The organism is Ornithinimicrobium pratense, from assembly GCF_008843165.1.
In the GTDB taxonomy this organism is placed as follows: Bacteria; Actinomycetota; Actinomycetes; order Actinomycetales; family Dermatophilaceae; genus Ornithinicoccus; species Ornithinicoccus pratensis.
In genome coordinates, this window is sequence record NZ_CP044427.1 from 1324769 (window position 1) to 1342377 (window position 17609).

Sequence of the window (17609 nt, forward strand, 5' to 3'; positions counted from 1 at the left end):
TCTCGACACCCACCTGGTCGCCCCGGAAGGGCAGAAGGTTCAGTTGCTCAGCGGGAGGAGGCCTTGCGGAACCTGGCGACCGTCAGGGGCACGAACACGAGCAGCATCACCGCCGACCCGAGCAGGACGGTGAGCACGGGGTGCTGCATGGGGAAGGTGTCCGCGGCTGGATCCACACCGGTGTTGCCGAAGAGCTCCCGCGCGGCCTGGACTAGGGCCGAGACGGGGTTCCAGTTGGCGATGAACTCCAGCGGGCCCGGCAACCTAGAGGCCTGCACGAAGGCGTTGGAGATGAAGGTCAGCGGGAAGAGCACCATGAACGAGGCGTTGTTGATCACCTCAGGGGTGCGCACGACGATGCCGAGCAGCGTCATCACCCAGCTGAACGCGTAGCTGAACAACAACAGGATCGCCACCCCGGCGAGCAAGGAGAGCACGCCCTCGCGGAAGCGCCACCCGACGAGGAAGCCGGTGAGCATCATGATCACCATCGAGACAGCGTTCAGGGCGAGGTCGGCGTTGGTGCGGCCGAAGAGGACCGCCGAGTCGTGCATCGGCAGGGTGCGGAACCGGTCGATCATCCCTTCCTTGAGGTCCTGGGCCATCTGGTAGCCGCTGAAGGTCGACCCGAACAGGACAGTCTGGCCGAAGATGCCGGCCATCAGGTACTGCGTGTAGTCGACGCCGCCGTCGATCTGGATCGAGCCGCCGTAGACCTGGGAGAAGAGCAGCACGAACATGATCGGCTGCAGCACGGCGAAGAGGAGGATCTCCGGGTTGCGCCGGAACTTGATCAGGTTGCGCCAGGTGACCGTCCGCACGTCGCTGGCCCAGCTGCCCAGGGTCGCGCCCTCCGGCCGGGCTGTCCTGGTGCGCTGACTGGTCTGCGCGCTCATGGCCGGTCCTCCTGCTCGGAGTGCTGACCCTGGCCCGTAGCGTCCCGACCGGTCAGGGAGAGGAAGACGTCGTCCAGGGTCGGGCGGCGCATCCCCGCGTCGTGCAGCGCGACCCCGGCGGTGGCCAGCTCGGTGAGGACCTCCCGCAGCGCCTGCGGGCCACCGGCGACGGGGACGTCCAGCGTCCGCCCGGAGGAGTCGACCTGCACCTCCTCGCCGCCGTGCCTGGCCAGGACGGCACGGGCGGCATCCGCGTCCGCTGCGTCGACGAGGGTGACCACGACCCGGTGCCCACCGACCTGTCCTTTCAGCTCATCAGAGGTCCCCTCGGCGATCACCGTGCCCTGGTCGATCACGCTGATGTGGTCGGCGAGCTGGTCGGCCTCCTCGAGGTACTGGGTCGTCAGCAGCACCGTCGTGCCCTCGGCGACCAGGCCGTGGATGATCTCCCACATCCCGATCCGGCTGCGCGGATCCAGCCCGGTGGTGGGCTCGTCCAGGAAGAGGATCTGCGGGCGGTTGACGATCGCGCCCGCCAGGTCGATGCGCCGCCGCATACCTCCCGAGAAGCCTTTGACCGGCCGGTCCGCTGCCTCGACCAGGTCGAACTCCTCCAGCAGCTCAGCGGCCCGGGCTCGGGCCCCCGCCGCGCCGAGATGGTAGAGCCGGCCGACCATCTCCAGGTTCTCCCGGCCGGTGAGGTGCTCGTCGACCGCGGCGTACTGGCCGCTGGCACCGATCACCTGCCGCACCCGGTCCGGCTCGGCGAGCACGTCGATGCCCGCCACCCTCGCCGTGCCGGAGTCTGGCTGGAGCAGGGTGTTGAGCACCTTGACGGTCGTGGTCTTGCCGGCACCGTTGGGGCCGAGCAGTCCCTTGACGGTGCCCTCGGGCACCAGCAGGTCCAGACCGGCCAGTGCATGCACGTCCCCCGTGCGTGAGCGGTAGGTCTTGCGCAGGTCGTGCGCCTCGATGATCGCCACGATCTAAGATGCTAGGCCCTGCCACTGACAGACCACCGGCAGATCATCCCCAGATCACTGACGGATCGCTGAAGCGCCGGCACCGACGCGGACACAGATCAGGAGCCCCATGTACCGTCGCCTGCTCTGGCCGGTGCTCGCGCCCTCGGTCCTCTTCGGCGTCGCAGCCGGGGCGACGGTGCCGGTCTCGGTGCTGGCGGCGATGGACCTAGGTGCCTCGGCGGCGCTGGCCGCGCTGATCGTGGCGATTGTCGGGGCCTTCTCCCTGGCCACCACCGTGCCGGCCGGGATGCTCATCGACCGGGTGGGGGACCGACGGGCGATGCTGCTGGCCACCGGCGCGGCGGCCGTGGTCACCGCGGTGACGGTCGGGTCACTTGTCTGGGCCGGGCCTGGGGCGTTAGCCCTGTTCATGGCCTCGACGTTCTTGCGCGCGCCTGCGGTCAACGTGTGGTCACTGGCCCGGCAGGCCTATGTGGCCGAACGGGTCCCGACCCGGGAGGTAGGCCGGGCGATGACCGCCCTGGGGGGGACCATGCGGATCGGGGCTCTCGCGGGCCCGTTGATGGGTGGTCTCCTGCTGCTCGTGCTTCCGCTGTGGTCGGTCTACGTGCTGTCCGTCGGGTGCAGCCTGCTCGCCCTGGCGATCCTCTATGCCCCGCGGCTGGGCGGGCGGCACGAGGAGGGCTTCGACGCGTCCGGCCGGCGCAACGCGGTGCCCGACCGGGCTGATGGTGCCCGGGCCGACAGTGGCCCCTCGGCCGCAGCTGACCGGTCGGAGGGAGGCCGCACGCGGGTCCGCCTGGACGTGCGGTGGGACGCTGTCGTGCTCGCGGGTGTGGCGATCAGCACGCTGGCGATGGCGCGCGTGGCCCAGGCCGTCCTCATCCAGCTCTGGGGCACCCACGTCGGGCTCACGGCGGCTCAGATCTCCCTGGCCATCGCCACTGGCGCCGCGGTGGAGATCCTGCTGATGTTCCCGGCCGGCTACCTCAAGGACCGGCTCGGCCGGTCACCGGTCCTGGTGGCCTGCCTCCTGGTGTACGGCTGCGGCTTCCTCGTCCTGCCCCTGGCTGACACCTGGTGGGGTGTGGTGGGTGCGGTAGGGGTGATGTCGGTCGGCAACGGGCTGGGGGCCGGTATCAACATGACCATCGGCGCCGACCTGAGCCCCCCGGTCGGCCGCGGCCGGTTCCTCGGCATCTGGGCGCTCTTCTCCAACGTGGGCGTGCTGGGCGGCCCGGGCCTGGTCTCCCTGCTGCTCGTGGTGGCCAGCACGCAGGCCGCCGTCCTGGCCGTCGGCGGCCTGGCGCTCAGCGGGGCCGCCTGGATGGCCGCCTGGTCCCGCCGCATCGGCCTGCCCCGAGGACTGTGAACCTCCGCCAAGCTCAGTAGCGGTCCCGGGACGGGATACCGAGCTCCTCCCGGAAGCCGATCTCGGTGAGGCGGAAGTCGTAGTTGGCACCGTCAGCCTCGGGCACCTCGTCGTAGTGGGCCGACCAGTCCAGATCGACGTTCTGCATCTCGATCAGGTACTGGCTGTTGCCCGGGGTCTCCAGCTTGTTGCCGTCGTCGTCGAGCCAGTGGTCCCGCCCGCCCTGGGAGCGGTACTGGTTGATGTGCCCCAGCTCGTGGTGGAGCACCAGTGAGGGCGGCCTGTGGACGTATCCGGCGTCGCTGGCCCGCTCTGAGGTGACGCCCACCAGCAGGGCCGTGCCGTCGTTCCGGACGGTGTAGCGGACGGCAACCGTGGGGAGAGTACTGGGGTAGGGCGTGGCGACCGGAAAATCAATGGTCCAGTCCGCCGTGACGACAGCCTCGGCATCATCGGACACGGTCGTCCTCGTCGTCGTCCTGCGCGGTGGCTCGCACTCGTTCATCACCTCGTCGATGTGGCGGGGGGCCACTTGGAGGTGGGCGTGGCGGGGATAACGGGCTCGCGCTGGATGGCGACACCTCCGTCGAACAGGTTGGCTGATGCGGTCAGTAGGTCGTTGCCGCAGCCGGTCAGCACCGCCGGGTCTCCACCGACCATGTCTGCCACCCCCTCAACTTTCGGCACAATCCCAGCACGGGGCCCCCCGTCGTCCACCGCCGCGTAGGTCAAGGCGTGACCTGCGTGCTGCGTCTCGAGCAGGGTGGCGGGTGCTGACCGGACCCCGGCCGCTGAGCCCGGCCCCGACCGGTCAGCCCTGACCCACCCAGGCCATGGCGGCCGCCACCATCGCGCGCACCCCGGTGTCCAGGGTGGGCTGCAGGACGGGGGCGAAGCGGGGGGAGTGGTTGGAGGGGAAGTCCTGACCCTCGGTGCCCGCGGCCTCCGAGCGGGCCCACAGCTCGGCGTCGAAGGCGCCGAAACCCCAGTAGCAGTAGGGGGCGCCCCACGCGTTCGGCAGCTCGGAGAAGTCCTCCGAGCCCATCTCCGGCTCGAAGTCGCGCACCTGGTCTTCCCCTAGCTCGACGGCTAGCGCGGCGCGCACCCGGGCGGTCGCCTCGGGGGTGTTGTCGGTCACGGGCAGGTGGTCGAAGGTCTCGAACTGCGGCTCTGGTGCGCCCCAGGCCTCGGCCTCGGCGCGGACGGTGCGCTCGATGATCTGCAGGCAACGCGCGGCAACCTCATCGTCGTAGGTGCGCACGGTCCCCTCCAGCACTGCGTGGTCGGGGATGATGTTGGTCTTGGTCCCGGCCTGGATCCGGCCGACGGTCACCACGGCCGTGGCCTGTGGGGAAACCTGGCGCGAGACGACGGTCTGCAGGCGCATGACCAGCGAGGCGGCCATCACGACCGGGTCGATCCCCCGGTGCGGGGACGAGCCGTGAGCGCCCATACCGTGCAGCACGATGCGGAAGTCGTCGCAGCTGGCCATGATCGGACCGGGGGAGACCATGACCGAGCCCGCGGCGCCGGTGAGGACGTGCTGGCCCAGGGCCACGTCCGGGCGGGGCAGCCGCTCGGTGAGACCGTCGGCCACCATCGACTCCGCCCCGTTGAACTGCTCCTCCGCGGGCTGGAAGACCAAGACCAGGGTCCCGGACCACGCCGCACGCTCGAGCAGCAGCAGGCGCAGCGTGGCCAGCAGGGTCGCCACGTGGGTGTCGTGCCCACAGGCATGCATCACCGGGACGCTCTCGCCGGTGGTGGTGGTGGCCCGCACCTGGGAGGCGTAGTCCAGGCCGGTGGCCTCCTCGACGGGCAGCCCGTCGGTGTCGGCCCGCAGCAGAACCGTGGGGCCCTCACCGTTGCGGACCACCGCGCACACGCTGGGTCCGCCGATCCCGGTGAGCACCTCCAGCTCCTCGCCGCCGGTCAGGCTCCGCACCTCGTCCACCACCCGCTGCGCCGTGGCGTGCTCGGCCATCGACAGCTCCGGGTGGGCGTGCAGGTGGCGGTAGAGGCCCTCCAGCCACGGGCGGATGTCGTCGAGGTGGGCCAGGACTCGTGCGGTGGGGGTCGTCATGGGGCCATCGTGGCAGGCTGGCCCGCGTGAACCGCAGAGTGATCCACACCGGTCAGGCGATGGTCGACCTCGTCGTGGAGGTGCCGCACCTGCCGGTGCGCGGCGGCAACGTCAACGCCCGGACCGCGACCCGGTATGCCGGGGGCTCGGTCACGATCCTGGTCGCCGCTGCCCGGCAGGGCGCAACCGCGGTGCAGGCCGGCGCGGTCGGAACCGGCCCGAACGGTGACCTCGTGCGCGAGACGCTGGCCCGGGAGGGGGCGCAGCTGAGCTCGCCGCCGGTCCCGGACCTGGACACCGGGGTCTGTGTGGTCATGGTCGAGCCGTCGGCAGAGCGGTCCTTCGTCACCACCCGCGCGGCGGAGCGCCAGATCAGCGTGGAGTCGCTGGGGACCAGTCGGCCGGGGCCCGGTGATGTGGTGTGCGTGACCGGCTACTCGCTCTACGAGCCGACGCGTGACCCTCTCCTGGAGTGGCTGGGCTCGTTGGCGGACGGGGTGCTGGTCGTGCTGGACCCCGGGGCACCGTTCGCGGGCTTCGACGCGGCCCTCGTCGCGCGGATGCTGGACGCCACCGACGTGTGGACCTCCAACGCCCAGGAGGCGCAGGAGCTGACCGGGGTCTGCGGGGCCGAGGCTTCCTGCGCCGCGGTGGCGCAGCGGCTGCCGGACGGTGCTGTCGTCATCGTGCGGGACGGGCCGGTCGGTGCGTTCGTGCACGTAGCGGGGGAGACGACCCACGTCCCCGGCTATCCGCAGACGCCGGTGGACACCAACGGAGCGGGCGACACCCACACCGGCGTGCTCTGCGCCGGTGCCGCTAGCGGCCTGGGCTGGGTCGAGGCGTGCCGCCGGGCGAACGCGGCCGGGGCGATCAAGGTCACCCGCAACGGACCTGCGACCTCGCCGACTGCGAGCGAGGTGGAGGAGTTCCTGGCCCGTCAGCACGGGACGGCCTGAACCTCGCGTAGGACTCTGCCAGCCCGCGGACGTCGACGTCAGAGGTGTCCAGGAGTGGTGAGCAAGCGCCGAACGGTCAGCGCCGCGTGCGGACTCGCAGCCTGCGCTGGCAGGATGGCTTGTCGTGATCGTCGAGTTGCTCCCACCCCAGACCGGACGTGCCTTCGAGGCGATGCGTGAGCTTCGGCCCCAGCTGGCGTCCGAGCAGGAGTTCGTCCAGCAGGTGGACCGACGGCAGCGGCCTGCCGGATACCGTCTGATCGCCTCCATGGGCGAGGAGAGTGCGCCTGCGCTCGCAGTCGCCGGCTTTCGCGTGGGGGAGAACCTGGCCTGGGGCCACCATCTGTACATCGACGACCTGTCCACGGTGGCATCGGCTCGCCAGCAGGGACACGCGCGAGCGCTGTTGAACTGGCTGCACGACGAGGCCGACCGGCTCGGCTGCCGTCAGGTCCATCTCGACTCGGGAGTCGGGACGAACCGGACGTCGGCGCACCGCCTCTACCTCAACTCCGGATATCACATCAGCTCCCATCACTTCAGTCGCGGGCTCTGACTCCTGAGGCGCGTGAGAAGCGTGAGACGGACGGTTCACCTGCAACGTCCCCGCACATGGTGGAGGACGGCGCCCCCTGCGCGCCGTCCTCACCACCCAGACGTCCACCATGGCCCAGATGTTGCCGCCTGCCGAGAATCGTGACCTGTTCGTGACCTTGGAAAATGGGTCGGCCGGGGTGGAGCGACGGGAGCGGATGGACGGGTGGATGGATGCAGTGGTGCGGCCACCCGCCTCAGACGGGGTCCTGACTCTCCCAGGCGGTGCCGAACCGGCCGTGGTGGGCGACCTCGGACAGGGGGCGACGTCGGCGGGTGCGGGCTGATCCCCGGGCTGCTGGCAAGGGTGAGGGGTGGCCCAGCGCGATGACACCGACGATCCGGCGGTCCTGCGGGATCCCGAACGTCTCCTTGACGCCGTCCTGGCACCCCGGCGGCACCCCGAAATAGAGCGCGCCCAAGTCCTCGTCGACGGCGGTGAGCAGCATGAGCATGGCGGCCATCCCGTTGTCGACGTCCCAGTACGGCACCGGCCACCGGGCGACGTCGCGGTCGGCCCAGCCCTTGTCCGGCTCGGCGTAGCGGGACAGGTAGGCCTGCGGGTCTGAGCAACACAGCACCAGCACCGGTGCGGAGGACACGCCACGCAGCCAGCGGTCCTGCTCGGAGTCCGGGTCGGTGGTCTGCTCCCAGAAGCGTGCGCGGTCCGTCACCGTGGAGAGGACCACGAAGTCCCAGCCCTGGCTGAACCCGGCGCTCGGGGCGCGCACCGCATGGTGCAGCATCCGGTCGACGACCTCCCGGCCGACCTCCCTGCCCGGGTCGAAGGAACGCACCATCTTGCGCCGACGGACCACCTCCTGAAACTCCATACCGCGATCCTGCCTGACGCTGCCCGCACCTGCGTGGGGACCGGGCGACCGCCCTGCGGCCCGTCGCGGGGGTCCGACATGATGGGTCCATGACCGATCAGGCACAGCTGCCCCCCGGTTATCCCCAGGAGTGGGAGGCGGACATCGTCCTCTCCGACGGGATGGTCGCTCACGTCCGCCCGATCCTGCCCTCGGACACCGAGGCCGTGCACGAGTTCCACGCGGGCCAGTCCGACGAGTCGATCTACCTGCGCTTCTTCGCCCCGATCAAGAGGCTGTCCGACAAGGACGTGCACCGCTTCACCCACCTGGACTACCGGGACCGCGTGGCGCTGGTCATCCTCATCAAGGACCGGCTGGCCGGGATCGGGCGGTATGACCGGATCGAGCCGGGCGGACCGGTCGCGGAGGTGGCCTTCAACGTCTCCGACCACCACCAGGGCAGGGGGATCGGCTCGATCCTGCTGGAGCACCTGGCCGATATCGGTCGGGAGGCCGGCATCACCCGGTTCGTCGCGGACGTCCTGCCGCAGAACCGCAAGATGATCGGCGTCTTCCGCGACGCCGGCTATGAGGTCAGCCACGAGTTCGACGACGGCGTCATCGCAGTCTCCTTCGACATCGAGCCCACCGACGCCTCCCGCCGCGTGCGCATGTCACGCGAGCACCGCGCGGAGGCCCGCTCGATGCGGGCCGTCCTGCACCCCTCCTCGGTCGCGGTGGTCGGTGTCAGCCGGCGGGAGAACACGATCGGCCGCGCCTTCTTCGAGCACCTGGTGCGGGGCGGCTTCACCGGGCCGACGTATGCGGTGAACAACAGCGCCGAGCCCGGGACACTGATCCTTGGCCACCCCACCCACGCCTCGGTCCGGGACATCGAGGGAGGCGTTGACCTGGCGGTCATCGCGGTGCCTGCCCCCGAGGTGCTCACCGCCGTCCGGGATTGCGCCGCGGCCGGGGTGAAGGCGCTGGTGGTCGCCTCCGAGGGGTTCGCCGAGACCGGCCCCGAGGGTGCCGCGCTGCAGCACCAGCTCGTGGTGACCGCACACCGCGCGGGCATGCGGGTGCTGGGGCCGACCAGCTTCGGGCTGATCAACAACGACCCGGGCACCCGGCTCAACGCCTCGGTGGCGCCACCTGACCAGGTGCCGCCGTTGGGGACGCTGGGCCTGTTCGCCCAGTCCGGGGGGCTGGGCGTGGCGGTGCTGGCCTCGGCCCGGCGAAGGGGCCTGGGGATCTCCACCTTCGCCTCGGCGGGCAACCGGGTGGACATCTCCGGCAACGACCTCATGCAGTACTGGATGGACGACGAGGCGACCAGCGCCGTCGGCCTGTACCTGGAGTCGATGGGCAACCCGCGCAAGTTCTCCCGGGTCGCCCGCGAACTGGCCCGCGCCAAGCCGGTGATCGTCGTCAAGCAGGGGGTCGGCATGACCGCCATCCCGCGCGGCCACCGGGTGCGGCTGACCCAGGAGCCGCCGGAGACCTTCGCGATGATGCTGCGCCAGTCCGGGGTCATCCGGGTCGACAACGCACACCAGCTCTTCGACGTTGCACAGCTGGTCATCAACCAGCCCCTGCCCCAGGGTGATCGGGTAGCGATCGTCACCAACAACGACGCGCTCGGCTCGCTGGCCGCCGACGCGGCCACCGCGCGCGACCTCAAGGTCACCCACGGGCCGGTGACGGTGCCGGCCGAGGCGGTCATCGAGGACTTCCGCGAGGTCGTCGAGGCCGCCGTGGCCGATCCCCGGGTCGACTCCGTCATCGCCTGCTTCATCCCCCCGATCGCCGAGATCGACCCCGAGGTCGTCCAGGTCGTTGCCGCGGCCGTCGACGGCACCCAGAAGCCGTGCGTGGCGACCTTCCTGGGGATGCGGGGGGTGCAGCCGGGCACGGGGGTGCCCAGCTACCCCATGCCGGAGGACGGGATCCGCGCCCTCGCCGCCGCCACCCGATATGCCGAGTGGCTGCGCCGCGACCAGGGTGAACCGGTGCGGCCGGAGGGCATCAGCCGGGTCGCGGCCGACCGGATCATCGAGGCGGCCCTGGAGCGGTCCCCGCGCGGGTGCGAGCTGACCGCGCAGGAGGTGACCGAGCTGTTGGCCGCCTACGGGATCGAGGTCTGGCCGGTCCATCCCCTGTCCTCCGACGAGGAGGCCGTGGAGAAGTACAAGGAACTCGGGGGCACCGTCGTGCTCAAGGCGACCTCACCCCTGCTGCAGCACCAGCCGGGCCAGGGCTGGGTCCGCACGGGCCTTCGCCACCGCAAGGCGGTAGGCGCGGCATACCGGGACCTGGACGCACTGCTCACGCCGCTGGGGGTGGACGGCATCGCCATGCAGAAGATGGCGCCGGGCGGGGTCACCGTCGAGATCAACTCCTCCGAGGACCCCCTCTTCGGCCCGGTCGTCGGCTTCGGGATCGCCGGATTGCCCATCGAGCTGCTCGGTGACGAGGCCCAGCGGTTCCCGCCGCTGACCGACGCCGACATCGTGGCGATGGTCGGCTCGATCAAGGCCGCGCCGATGCTTGACGGTTACCGCGGTGCGATGCCCGTGGACCACCACGCGCTGCGTGACCTCATCGCCCGGGTCTCGGTGCTCGCCGACAACCACCCCGAGCTCGCCAGCGTGCGGCTGAACCCGGTCATGGCCCACCAGGAGGGCATCGAGGTGCTCGGCGCTGCGATCTCGGTCGCTCCGGCACCGACGCGCGCCGACGCCGAGCGGCGGGTGCTGTCCAGCGGCGTGGTCTGAGGCCGTGGTCTGAGAGCATGGTGCGCATGGTCCGCCGCCTGAGGTCCCCCTTGCCCGACAGCCTCGTCGCCGACATCGAGGCGGCCGGCTACCTGCCGGCCGTCGTGCACGATGTCGTGCTGACCGCCGTCGGGCGCGACCAGGTGGTCAGCCACCTGGTGCATGCCGAGACCACCTTCGATGAGCTGGCGGTGCGCAACCACCTGACCGTGCTGGTGCTGACCGACCGGCGCCTGGTCATCGCGCACGCCGACGACCATGAGGGTCCGGAGCGGCAGCGGATGGCCACCGCCACGAGCGAGACGGTGCCGCTGCGCCAGGTCCGCGGCGTCATGCTGACCCACGTGGTGGCGGACCCCGAGCAGTTCGACGGCGGGCTCGAGGGCCGCGCGGTCACCCTGACCTTGGGCTGGGGCGCGGTCTCCCGGGTCGACCTGCTGCCCGCGATGTGCGAGGACCCCGAGTGCGAGGGCGACCACGGCTATGAGGGCACCGTGGCCAGCGACGACATCTCGCTGCGGGTCGCCGCCGACACCGACGGTGTGCAGCGGCTGGAGCAGGCCCTGGCCTTCGCGATGGAGCTCTCCGCCCGGCTGGGTCGGTGAACCCGGCCGCGGCGGGGGAGGTCGCCTACCGCGCCCCCGGTCCGGGGCAGGGGTTGGCATCGGTCCTGCCGGCCGCCCTGCTCGCCCTCGGGGTCGCCCTGCCCGACGGGGTGGACCGCCCGACCTGGACGCTGCCCGGGACGCAGCGGGTGGTGGTCGTGCTCGTCGACGGCCTCGGCGCGCGCCAGCTGAGCCGGCGCAGCGGTCATGCCCGGGTGCTGCGGGACCTGGACACGCCCGTGGAAGGCACCTTTCGCTGCGGCTTCCCGTCCACCACCGCGACCAGCCTCACCAGTCTGGGCACCGGGCGGCCCGCGGGCCAGCACGGGATCATCGGCTGGCAGACCTGCTTCCGCGGGGCGCTGTTCAACCACCTCGCCTGGCGCGACGGGCCCGACCCCGGCGCCCACCAGCCGCTGCCCACGCTGCTGCAGGAGGCGGGGCGGCGCGACGTGGCGATGACGACCGTGTCGCGGACGATGTTCGCCGGCTCGGGGTTTACCCGCGCGGCCCTGCGCGGGGGTGCCTACATCGGGGCGGAGACGGCCCAGGAGCGGGTGGCGGGGGTGCTCGACGCGCTGGCCATGGCAGGCCGTCGTGGCCGGGCCCTGGTCTACGCCTACTGGGACGAGGTGGACAAGGCCGGTCATGTGCGTGGCCCGGACTCGTGGGAGTGGGGGGAGGCGGTTGAGGCCGTCGACGCCTTCGTCGGCGAGCTGCTCGAGCGCGCGCCGGAGGGCACCGTCGTGGTCGTCACCTCCGACCACGGCATGATCGAGGCGCCTGAGGCGCACCGGCGGGACCTGGCCTACGAGCCGGTGCTCGCCGAGGGCGTGCAGCTGTTGGCGGGGGAGCCGCGGGCGCCGCAGGCATGGTGCAAGCAGGGGATGGTGGCCGACGTGGTCGCCACCTGGCGCGAGGAGCTGGGGGACCAGGCCGTGGTGCTCACCCGGGACGAGGCCGTCGCCGCCGGCTGGTTCGGGCCGCTGCGGGAGGGGTATGCCGAGCGCATCGGCGAGGTGGTCGTGGCCATGCAGGGTCGGGCCACCCTGCTCGACTCACGGCTGCTGCGGCCGGAGGTGTTGGCCCTGGTGGGGCACCACGGCTCGACCACCGACGCCGAGACCGCGATCCCGCTGCTGGTGGGCCAGACCTAGCCGACCTGGCTGGCCTGGGTGGCCTGGTTGGGCCAGCCGGACCGACCTAGGTGGATTGCGCGGGCTGCTTGAGCCGCTTGGCCTTCGAGCCAGCTGTCGCCAGCCGCCGCCAGCGGGCGACGTCGACCACGCCGCTCCGCTCCAGGTGCCGCAGCAGCGCGGTGATCGCCAGGATGCAGCCCAACATCTCCAGGCTCTCCTCGATCCACTCCCACACCGGCATCAGCTGCCGCAACGGGTGCTCGATCTCCAAGGTGCGGACCATGACCCCGCTGACCAGCTCCACGCCCACGGCTCCGGTGCCGTAGACCACCATCGCGATGAGCAGACCAAGGATCAGCGGTCGGGGCAAGGGACGCAGCAGCGGGACCAGCACGGCCAGCGCCGCCAGCGCGATGGCGACCCCGGGGATGAGCCACTCGTGGGTGATCAGGTCGCCCTGGTCCATCCCGAGCAGGCTCGGCAGGGCCTCGTGGATGGAGATCTTCTCATCCAGGCTCAGCAGGAAGATCGCGATCGCCAGGGCGGACCAGGCGATCCGCTCCCGCCGGGTGGCCACCGCGATCGCACCCAGCACGGCCAGCCCCGCCGCCAGCTGCAGCAGACCGACGTTGAACCACGTGGCCACGGACTGCTCCGCGTTCATGTCCAGCCAGCGGGTGTAGTGCACGCCGAACCGGTCCTCGAGGGAGGTCTGGTCCACATGCAGGAACAGGTGCCCGATCCCGACAACGACGGTGAACCAGGTCAGCCAGAAGGCGACCCGGCGGGTCAGGGGGCTCCAGAACATCGGATCAGCCTAGGACGTCCGGGCGCCGGGCCCTCGTCCGGCTCGCCGTAGACTGCCCGAGTGGCCGAGCTCGTCTTCTTCACCGGGACCATGGACTGCGGCAAGTCGACCCTCGCGCTGCAGATGGACCACACCCATGCGGCGCGGGGCAGGCGGGGACTGCTCTTCACCCAGCACGACCGCTCGGGCCAGCCGGTGGTCTCCTCCCGGCTGGGCCTGCGGCGCCCGGCGCTCGAGGTGACCGACGACGTCGACTTCTGGGAGCTGGTCGTGGAGCAGGTGACCAAGGGCGACCGGGTGGACTACCTGATCTGCGACGAGGCCCAGTTCTACACCCCCGGCCAGGTCGAGCAGCTGGCCCGGCTGGTGGATGAGATGGGCATCGACGTCTTCGCCTTCGGCATCAGCGCGGACTTCCGCACCGAGCTCTTCCCCGGCTCGCGCCGCCTCATCGAGCTGGCCGACCGAACCGAGCAGCTCCAGGTCCGGGCGCTGTGCTGGTGCGGGCGGCCTGCGACCGTCAATGCCCGCGTGGTCGACGGTGTCATGGTCGTGGAGGGGGAGCAGGTGGTCGTCGGAGACGTCAGCGGGGAGACCGAGGCGGGACCGGCGACGGGGCCAGCACCAGCGAGGGGACCTGGGTCGGTCATGGAGTCGCGATCGGCCTCGGGGTCGACGCCGCCGTCAGCGCCCGCCGTCGAGTACGAGGTGCTGTGCCGGCGGCACTACATGCGCCGGATGCACTCGGCCGCTGCCCGCGTCGCGGCGCTGTCCCCGGACACCCTGCCCTTCGACCTGGGCCTCTGCCCCGTCCCGCCCCGCTGATCGTGCCGGTGCTTGGCTGGTTCGGTCACCGGCGGTCGCGGGCCCCGAACATGATGTCGTCCCAGCTGGGGACGCTGGGGCGGCCCTTGCGGCCGCCTGCCTGCCGGGTCGGCGGCTCCGGGTCAGGCGCCGGCTCAGTCGCGGCGGCCTCCGCCTTCTCCCGGGGCTCGTCCTCGTCCTCGTCCTCGTCGTCCGCGGGCGTGCCTTCGGCCGCGCCGTCGGGCTCGTCGCTCAGGGCTGCCGGCAGGTCCGCGTGCTCGCTCGCGGGGTCCTCCTCGAGGACCGATACTGCTGCATCGGCTAGTGCTGTATCGGGCAGTTCGTCCTGGCCTGAGTCATCTGCGCCCAGCTCGTCCTCCTCCGACAGCTCGCCGTCGGCCTCGTCGAGGGCGAAGAACTCGTCGAAGGACACCTCGTCCGGGTAGCGCAGGCGGGCGTAGGAACCCTCCTCGCCCGCGTCCGCCTGGCTCTGCGACGCGGCCCCGTCCTCGACGGCACCCTCGGCCACCTCCGGCGGGTCCGGCGACTCGGGAGCCGCGCCGCGGGGGTGGGCCGCAGGCGGGTCGCCCATGGTGTCCGGGTCGTAGGCAAGGTCCTCCAGGGGAAGCACCTCGGGGGCATCGCCTGCTGCCCGGGGACGTGACCGACCGGCTGGCCGGGGTCGCCGACAGCCTCGTGGGAGGCGCTACGGGAGGGACGGCGGCTGCGGCGCTGGCGACGTTCGCGCATGGTGGCCATCAGGTCCGCCGCCACCTCGTCCTCGGCGTGGCCCGTGCCGAGCAGCGGGTGGCCGGCCAGGCCGCCGGGCAGCGCCTGCTCGTCCTCGCTGAGCCAACGCGCCTCGTCGTCCAGCGCCTCCAGACCACGCGTCCGCAGGTCGTAGTGCCAAGCCCCGCGACGCTCACGGCCCCCGGCCGAGAAGATCACCTGCACGGTCCACGGACCGTGGGCGGTGCTGCGGGCGGCCTCCCAGGCCACTCCGGCAGGGTCGACGTCCCGGCGCTGCAGCCGCTCCTGGACGCGATCGCCCAGCGTGTGCGAGCCGTCCGTCCGTCCCTGGGACCGCACCGCTGCGCGCTGGGCCAACCCGATGATGTGCTCCCGCTCGGCGAGCACCGGGCCCTCGTAGCGGCGGACCCGGTCGGTGTCCCACCCCGTCACGGACGCGACCTCCTCGGCGCTCTGCCCGGCCCGGATCATCGACTGCACCGCGCGCAGGCTCACCCTCGGGGCCTCGCGGTCGGACGCGGACTCCGGGCGCGGCCGCAGGGCCGCGCGCAGACGGTCGTCGACGGGTACGGCATACCGGGTGCCGTCGTCGGTGGCGACCACCAGCCGGCCACCTTCGTCGAGCTCGACGAACTGGAGTTGCTGCATGGTCGACCACTCTGCCATCCGGCCCTGGGTGGGACGAGGAGGGCGCGCCGCGCGGGCTAGGCTGGGCAGGCCGCGGATGCCCGTCCCACGCACCGTCCCGACCCCTGGAGGAGCCATGAGCCAGCCCACCACCGACCCCTTCGAGCCGGACCCGGCCGGCCCCCGCGAGTCGGTCGCCAGCGGGCCTGGCGCCGCCCCGTCCGACGGCGCCATGGAGCCGGTGCGGGCCGCGGACGACGAGGTCATCGCGGAGCTGGAGGAGTCGCTGCAGGAGAGCGGGCGCAACGACCTCTACCCCTACCAGGCCATCGTCCTGACCAGCTTCGGTGGCCCCGAGGGCCCCGAGGAGGTGATGCCTTTCCTGCGCCGGGTCACGGCCGGCCGCGGCATCCCCGATGAGCGCCTGGCCGATGTCGCCGAGCACTACCTGCACTTCGGCGGCAAGAGCCCCATCAACGACCAGAACCGGGCCCTGGTCGAGAAGTTGCGCGCCGAGCTGGACCGCCGCGGACTGCCCGTCCCGGTGCTCCTCGGCAACCGCAACTCCGAGCCCTTCCTCACCGACGCCCTGCGGCAGGCGCACGAGGAGGGGATGGCGCAGGTGCTCTCGATCACCACCAGCGCCTACTCCTGCTACTCCTCCTGCAGGCAGTACCGCGAGGACATCGCCGTCGCGCTGGACACCCTCGTCGGCGAGGGCCGCACCCTGCACGTGGACAAGGTCCGGCAGTACTGGAACCACCCCGGCTTCTCCCGCGCCAACGCCCGGATCGTCACCGAAGGTGCCCGGCAGGTGCTCGACGGGGGCGGCAGGCCATACCTCGTCTTCGTGACCCACTCCCTCCCCGTGGCCATGGACGACACCTCCGGCCCGGGGGACGGCGAGGGCAACCTGTACTCCCGCCAGCACTACGAGCTGGCCGCCGTGATCGCCGGGGAGGCCTCGGCCACCCTCGGCACCACGCTGGAGTGGGACCTCACCTACTGCTCCCGCTCCGGGCCGCCGAGCCAGCCCTGGCTGGTCCCGGACGTGAACGACCACCTGCGCGAGCTGTCTGCCCGCGGGGTGGAGCACGTGGTGCTTGCCCCGATCGGGTTCGTGTCCGACCACATGGAGGTCGTCTTCGACCTGGACACCGAGGCGATGGAGACCGCAGAGGAGCTGGGTATGCAGCTGCTGCGGGTGCCGACCGTCGGCACCGACAGCGAGTTCGTCATGGGCCTGGTCGACCTGGCCATCGAGCGCGCCGCAGAGGCCCGCAGCGAAGACGTGGAGCAACCGACCTGGCCAGGCTCCGAGCCGCGTCCCAGCATCTGCGAGCCCGGTTGCTGCCCCAACCTGCGTCAGGCGCGGCCCGCGGCCTGCGGCTCCGACTGATGACCCCGCCGGCTCCCGACCCGGGCGCCGTCCCCGAGGAGGAACGGGCCGAGCTCGAGGAGCTCGCGGTCCAGCTGGCGCTCGAGGCGGGCGTGCTCATCCGGGACGAACGGCCCAGGAGCCTGGGCGTGGACCGGGTGAAGTCCAGCGAGCTGGACGTGGTGACCGTCATGGACACCCGCTCCGAGCAGCTGCTGCGTGACCGCATCGCCACGGCCCGGCCCGACGACGCGATCCTCGGCGAGGAGGAAGGGTTGTCGACCGGCACGTCCGGGTTGTCCTGGGTGCTGGACCCCATCGACGGCACGGTGAACTATCTCTACAACCTGCCGGCGTATGCCGTGTCGGTCGCCGTCGTGGTCGGCGACCCGATGGTCGCCGGGGCCTGGGCGCCCGTCGCCGGTGCGGTGATCAACCCCCGGACCGACGAGGTCTTCCACGCCCGGGTCGGCGGTGGGGCGCACCTGCTCACCGTCGAGGACTCCGTGCCGATCCGGGTCGGTCAGGTGGCGGACCTAGGGGGCGCGTTGCTGGCTACCGGCTTCGCCTACGACCGGCAGGTCCGGCGGGGTCAGGCCGAGACCCTCGCGGCGTTGCTGCCCCACGTGCGCGACATCCGGCGGATGGGGGCGGCGGCGCTGGACCTCTGCCACGTCGCCGCCGGCCGGGTGGACGGCTACTGGGAGCAGGGCGTGCGGGTCTGGGACGTGGCCGCGGGGATGCTCGTGGTGACGGAGGCCGGTGGCGTGGTCAGCGGGGCCAGCGTCACGTCCCCTCCCTCCTCGGATCTGACCGTCGCCGCCGGGCCCGCCCTGCACCCAGTCCTGCTGGAGGCGCTGGCCGGTTCCGCCCTGGGCTGAAAGGTGGATCCGCCTCGCGTCACGGGGCGTTGATAGGGAAGAATCCGGGCGCCGACCCAAGTCAGGGCGGCCATGATCTGCCCGTGCCCGGCCCGCCCTGGCCCGGTCGGGCACAAATCGGGGCCTGTCGGCGTT

General features: G+C 71.8%; 16 protein-coding genes and 1 pseudogene. 9 read left to right on the top strand and 8 right to left on the bottom strand.

Features of this window, described 5'->3' with window-relative positions; translation table 11 throughout:
* Positions 1 to 47 precede the first annotated feature (47 nt).
* Complete coding sequence (locus FY030_RS05945) at positions 48 to 896, bottom strand: ABC transporter permease (RefSeq protein ID WP_158060704.1); 849 nt, start codon at positions 894 to 896, stop codon at positions 48 to 50.
* Positions 893 to 1879, bottom strand: a complete 987-nt coding sequence (locus tag FY030_RS05950) for an ATP-binding cassette domain-containing protein (RefSeq protein ID WP_158060705.1) — start codon at positions 1877 to 1879, stop codon at positions 893 to 895. The genes FY030_RS05945 and FY030_RS05950 overlap by 4 nt, the downstream gene beginning before the upstream one ends.
* Positions 1880 to 1988: 109 nt before the next feature.
* Here FY030_RS05950 and FY030_RS05955 point away from each other — a divergent pair, with 109 nt between their 5' ends.
* Positions 1989 to 3254 carry an MFS transporter gene (locus FY030_RS05955; protein ID WP_158060706.1) on the top strand — a complete coding sequence of 422 codons (1266 nt, stop codon included), beginning with the start codon at positions 1989 to 1991 and terminating at the stop codon, positions 3252 to 3254.
* Positions 3255 to 3267: 13 nt separating this feature from the next.
* Here FY030_RS05955 and FY030_RS05960 read toward each other — a convergent pair whose 3' ends face one another.
* Together FY030_RS05960 and FY030_RS05965 are read right to left on the bottom strand one after the other, a co-directional pair.
* Entirely contained in the window at positions 3268 to 3714 is a 447-nt protein-coding gene (locus tag FY030_RS05960; RefSeq protein WP_192498742.1) for a M91 family zinc metallopeptidase, read from the bottom strand.
* Positions 3715 to 4065: 351 nt separating this feature from the next.
* A complete protein-coding gene (locus tag FY030_RS05965; protein ID WP_158060708.1) occupies positions 4066 to 5337 on the bottom strand; it encodes an amidohydrolase in 1272 nt (423 codons plus the stop codon).
* A gap of 17 nt (positions 5338 to 5354) precedes the next feature.
* Here FY030_RS05965 and FY030_RS05970 point away from each other — a divergent pair, with 17 nt between their 5' ends.
* Together FY030_RS05970 and FY030_RS05975 are read left to right on the top strand one after the other, a co-directional pair.
* Positions 5355 to 6296 (top strand): PfkB family carbohydrate kinase, encoded by a 942-nt coding sequence (locus FY030_RS05970; RefSeq protein ID WP_158062670.1) that lies wholly within the window; start codon positions 5355 to 5357, stop codon positions 6294 to 6296.
* A 124-nt stretch (positions 6297 to 6420) separates the two neighbouring features.
* On the top strand, positions 6421 to 6852 hold the full coding sequence (locus FY030_RS05975) for a GNAT family N-acetyltransferase (RefSeq protein ID WP_202879772.1): 432 nt from the start codon (positions 6421 to 6423) through the stop codon (positions 6850 to 6852).
* 235 nt (positions 6853 to 7087) lie between these two features.
* On the opposite strand, the gene FY030_RS05980 is transcribed toward FY030_RS05975, so the two are convergent.
* Entirely contained in the window at positions 7088 to 7723 is a 636-nt protein-coding gene (locus FY030_RS05980; protein WP_158060709.1) for a nitroreductase family protein, read from the bottom strand.
* A gap of 89 nt (positions 7724 to 7812) precedes the next feature.
* Between FY030_RS05980 and FY030_RS05985 the strand changes: the two genes are divergently transcribed.
* Genes FY030_RS05985 through FY030_RS05995 form a run of 3 tightly spaced genes read left to right on the top strand, consistent with a single transcriptional unit; the run spans position 7813 to position 12244 of the window.
* Entirely contained in the window at positions 7813 to 10482 is a 2670-nt protein-coding gene (locus FY030_RS05985; RefSeq protein WP_158060710.1) for a bifunctional acetate--CoA ligase family protein/GNAT family N-acetyltransferase, read from the top strand.
* Positions 10483 to 10508: 26 nt separating this feature from the next.
* Positions 10509 to 11087 (top strand): DUF5998 family protein, encoded by a 579-nt coding sequence (locus FY030_RS05990; protein WP_158060711.1) that lies wholly within the window; start codon positions 10509 to 10511, stop codon positions 11085 to 11087.
* Positions 11084 to 12244 carry an alkaline phosphatase family protein gene (locus tag FY030_RS05995; RefSeq protein WP_158060712.1) on the top strand — a complete coding sequence of 387 codons (1161 nt, stop codon included), beginning with the start codon at positions 11084 to 11086 and terminating at the stop codon, positions 12242 to 12244. The genes FY030_RS05990 and FY030_RS05995 overlap by 4 nt, the downstream gene beginning before the upstream one ends.
* 46 nt (positions 12245 to 12290) lie before the next feature.
* Here FY030_RS05995 and FY030_RS06000 read toward each other — a convergent pair whose 3' ends face one another.
* Positions 12291 to 13034, bottom strand: coding sequence for a hypothetical protein (locus FY030_RS06000; RefSeq protein ID WP_158060713.1), 744 nt, complete (start codon positions 13032 to 13034; stop codon positions 12291 to 12293).
* A 60-nt stretch (positions 13035 to 13094) separates the two neighbouring features.
* Here FY030_RS06000 and FY030_RS06005 point away from each other — a divergent pair, with 60 nt between their 5' ends.
* Positions 13095 to 13859, top strand: coding sequence for a thymidine kinase (locus FY030_RS06005; protein WP_158060714.1), 765 nt, complete (start codon positions 13095 to 13097; stop codon positions 13857 to 13859).
* Between the two features lie 25 nt (positions 13860 to 13884).
* On the opposite strand, the gene sepH (FY030_RS06010) is transcribed toward FY030_RS06005, so the two are convergent.
* On the bottom strand, positions 13885 to 14469 hold the full coding sequence (gene sepH / locus FY030_RS06010) for a septation protein SepH (RefSeq protein WP_238348577.1): 585 nt from the start codon (positions 14467 to 14469) through the stop codon (positions 13885 to 13887).
* A 32-nt stretch (positions 14470 to 14501) separates the two neighbouring features.
* Positions 14502 to 15449: pseudogene (gene sepH / locus FY030_RS17285) on the bottom strand (septation protein SepH); the annotation flags it as partial.
* Between sepH (FY030_RS17285) and FY030_RS06020 the strand changes: the two are divergent.
* Entirely contained in the window at positions 15352 to 16614 is a 1263-nt protein-coding gene (locus tag FY030_RS06020; protein ID WP_238348579.1) for a ferrochelatase, read from the top strand. The pseudogene sepH (FY030_RS17285) and the gene FY030_RS06020 sit on opposite strands and share 98 nt — an antisense overlap.
* Positions 16614 to 17474: an inositol monophosphatase family protein gene (locus tag FY030_RS06025; protein WP_158060718.1), complete on the top strand. Its 861-nt coding sequence runs from the start codon at positions 16614 to 16616 to the stop codon at positions 17472 to 17474. Before FY030_RS06020 ends, FY030_RS06025 begins: the two co-directional genes overlap by 1 nt.
* Positions 17475 to 17609 lie beyond the last annotated feature (135 nt).

Bases quoted from the DNA above. Each gene is read 5' to 3' on its own strand.
- FY030_RS05965 (WP_158060708.1), bottom strand. From the start codon at position 5,337: ATGACGACCCCCACCGCACGAGTCCTGGCCCACCTCGACGACATCCGC.
- FY030_RS05980 (WP_158060709.1), bottom strand. From the start codon at position 7,723: ATGGAGTTTCAGGAGGTGGTCCGTCGGCGCAAGATGGTGCGTTCCTTC.
- FY030_RS05990 (WP_158060711.1), top strand. From the start codon at position 10,509: ATGGTCCGCCGCCTGAGGTCCCCCTTGCCCGACAGCCTCGTCGCCGAC.
- FY030_RS05985 (WP_158060710.1), top strand. From the start codon at position 7,813: ATGACCGATCAGGCACAGCTGCCCCCCGGTTATCCCCAGGAGTGGGAG.
- FY030_RS06000 (WP_158060713.1), bottom strand. From the start codon at position 13,034: ATGTTCTGGAGCCCCCTGACCCGCCGGGTCGCCTTCTGGCTGACCTGG.
- FY030_RS05955 (WP_158060706.1), top strand. From the start codon at position 1,989: ATGTACCGTCGCCTGCTCTGGCCGGTGCTCGCGCCCTCGGTCCTCTTC.
- FY030_RS05945 (WP_158060704.1), bottom strand. From the start codon at position 896: ATGAGCGCGCAGACCAGTCAGCGCACCAGGACAGCCCGGCCGGAGGGC.
- FY030_RS06025 (WP_158060718.1), top strand. From the start codon at position 16,614: ATGACCCCGCCGGCTCCCGACCCGGGCGCCGTCCCCGAGGAGGAACGG.
- FY030_RS06020 (WP_238348579.1), top strand. From the start codon at position 15,352: ATGAGCCAGCCCACCACCGACCCCTTCGAGCCGGACCCGGCCGGCCCC.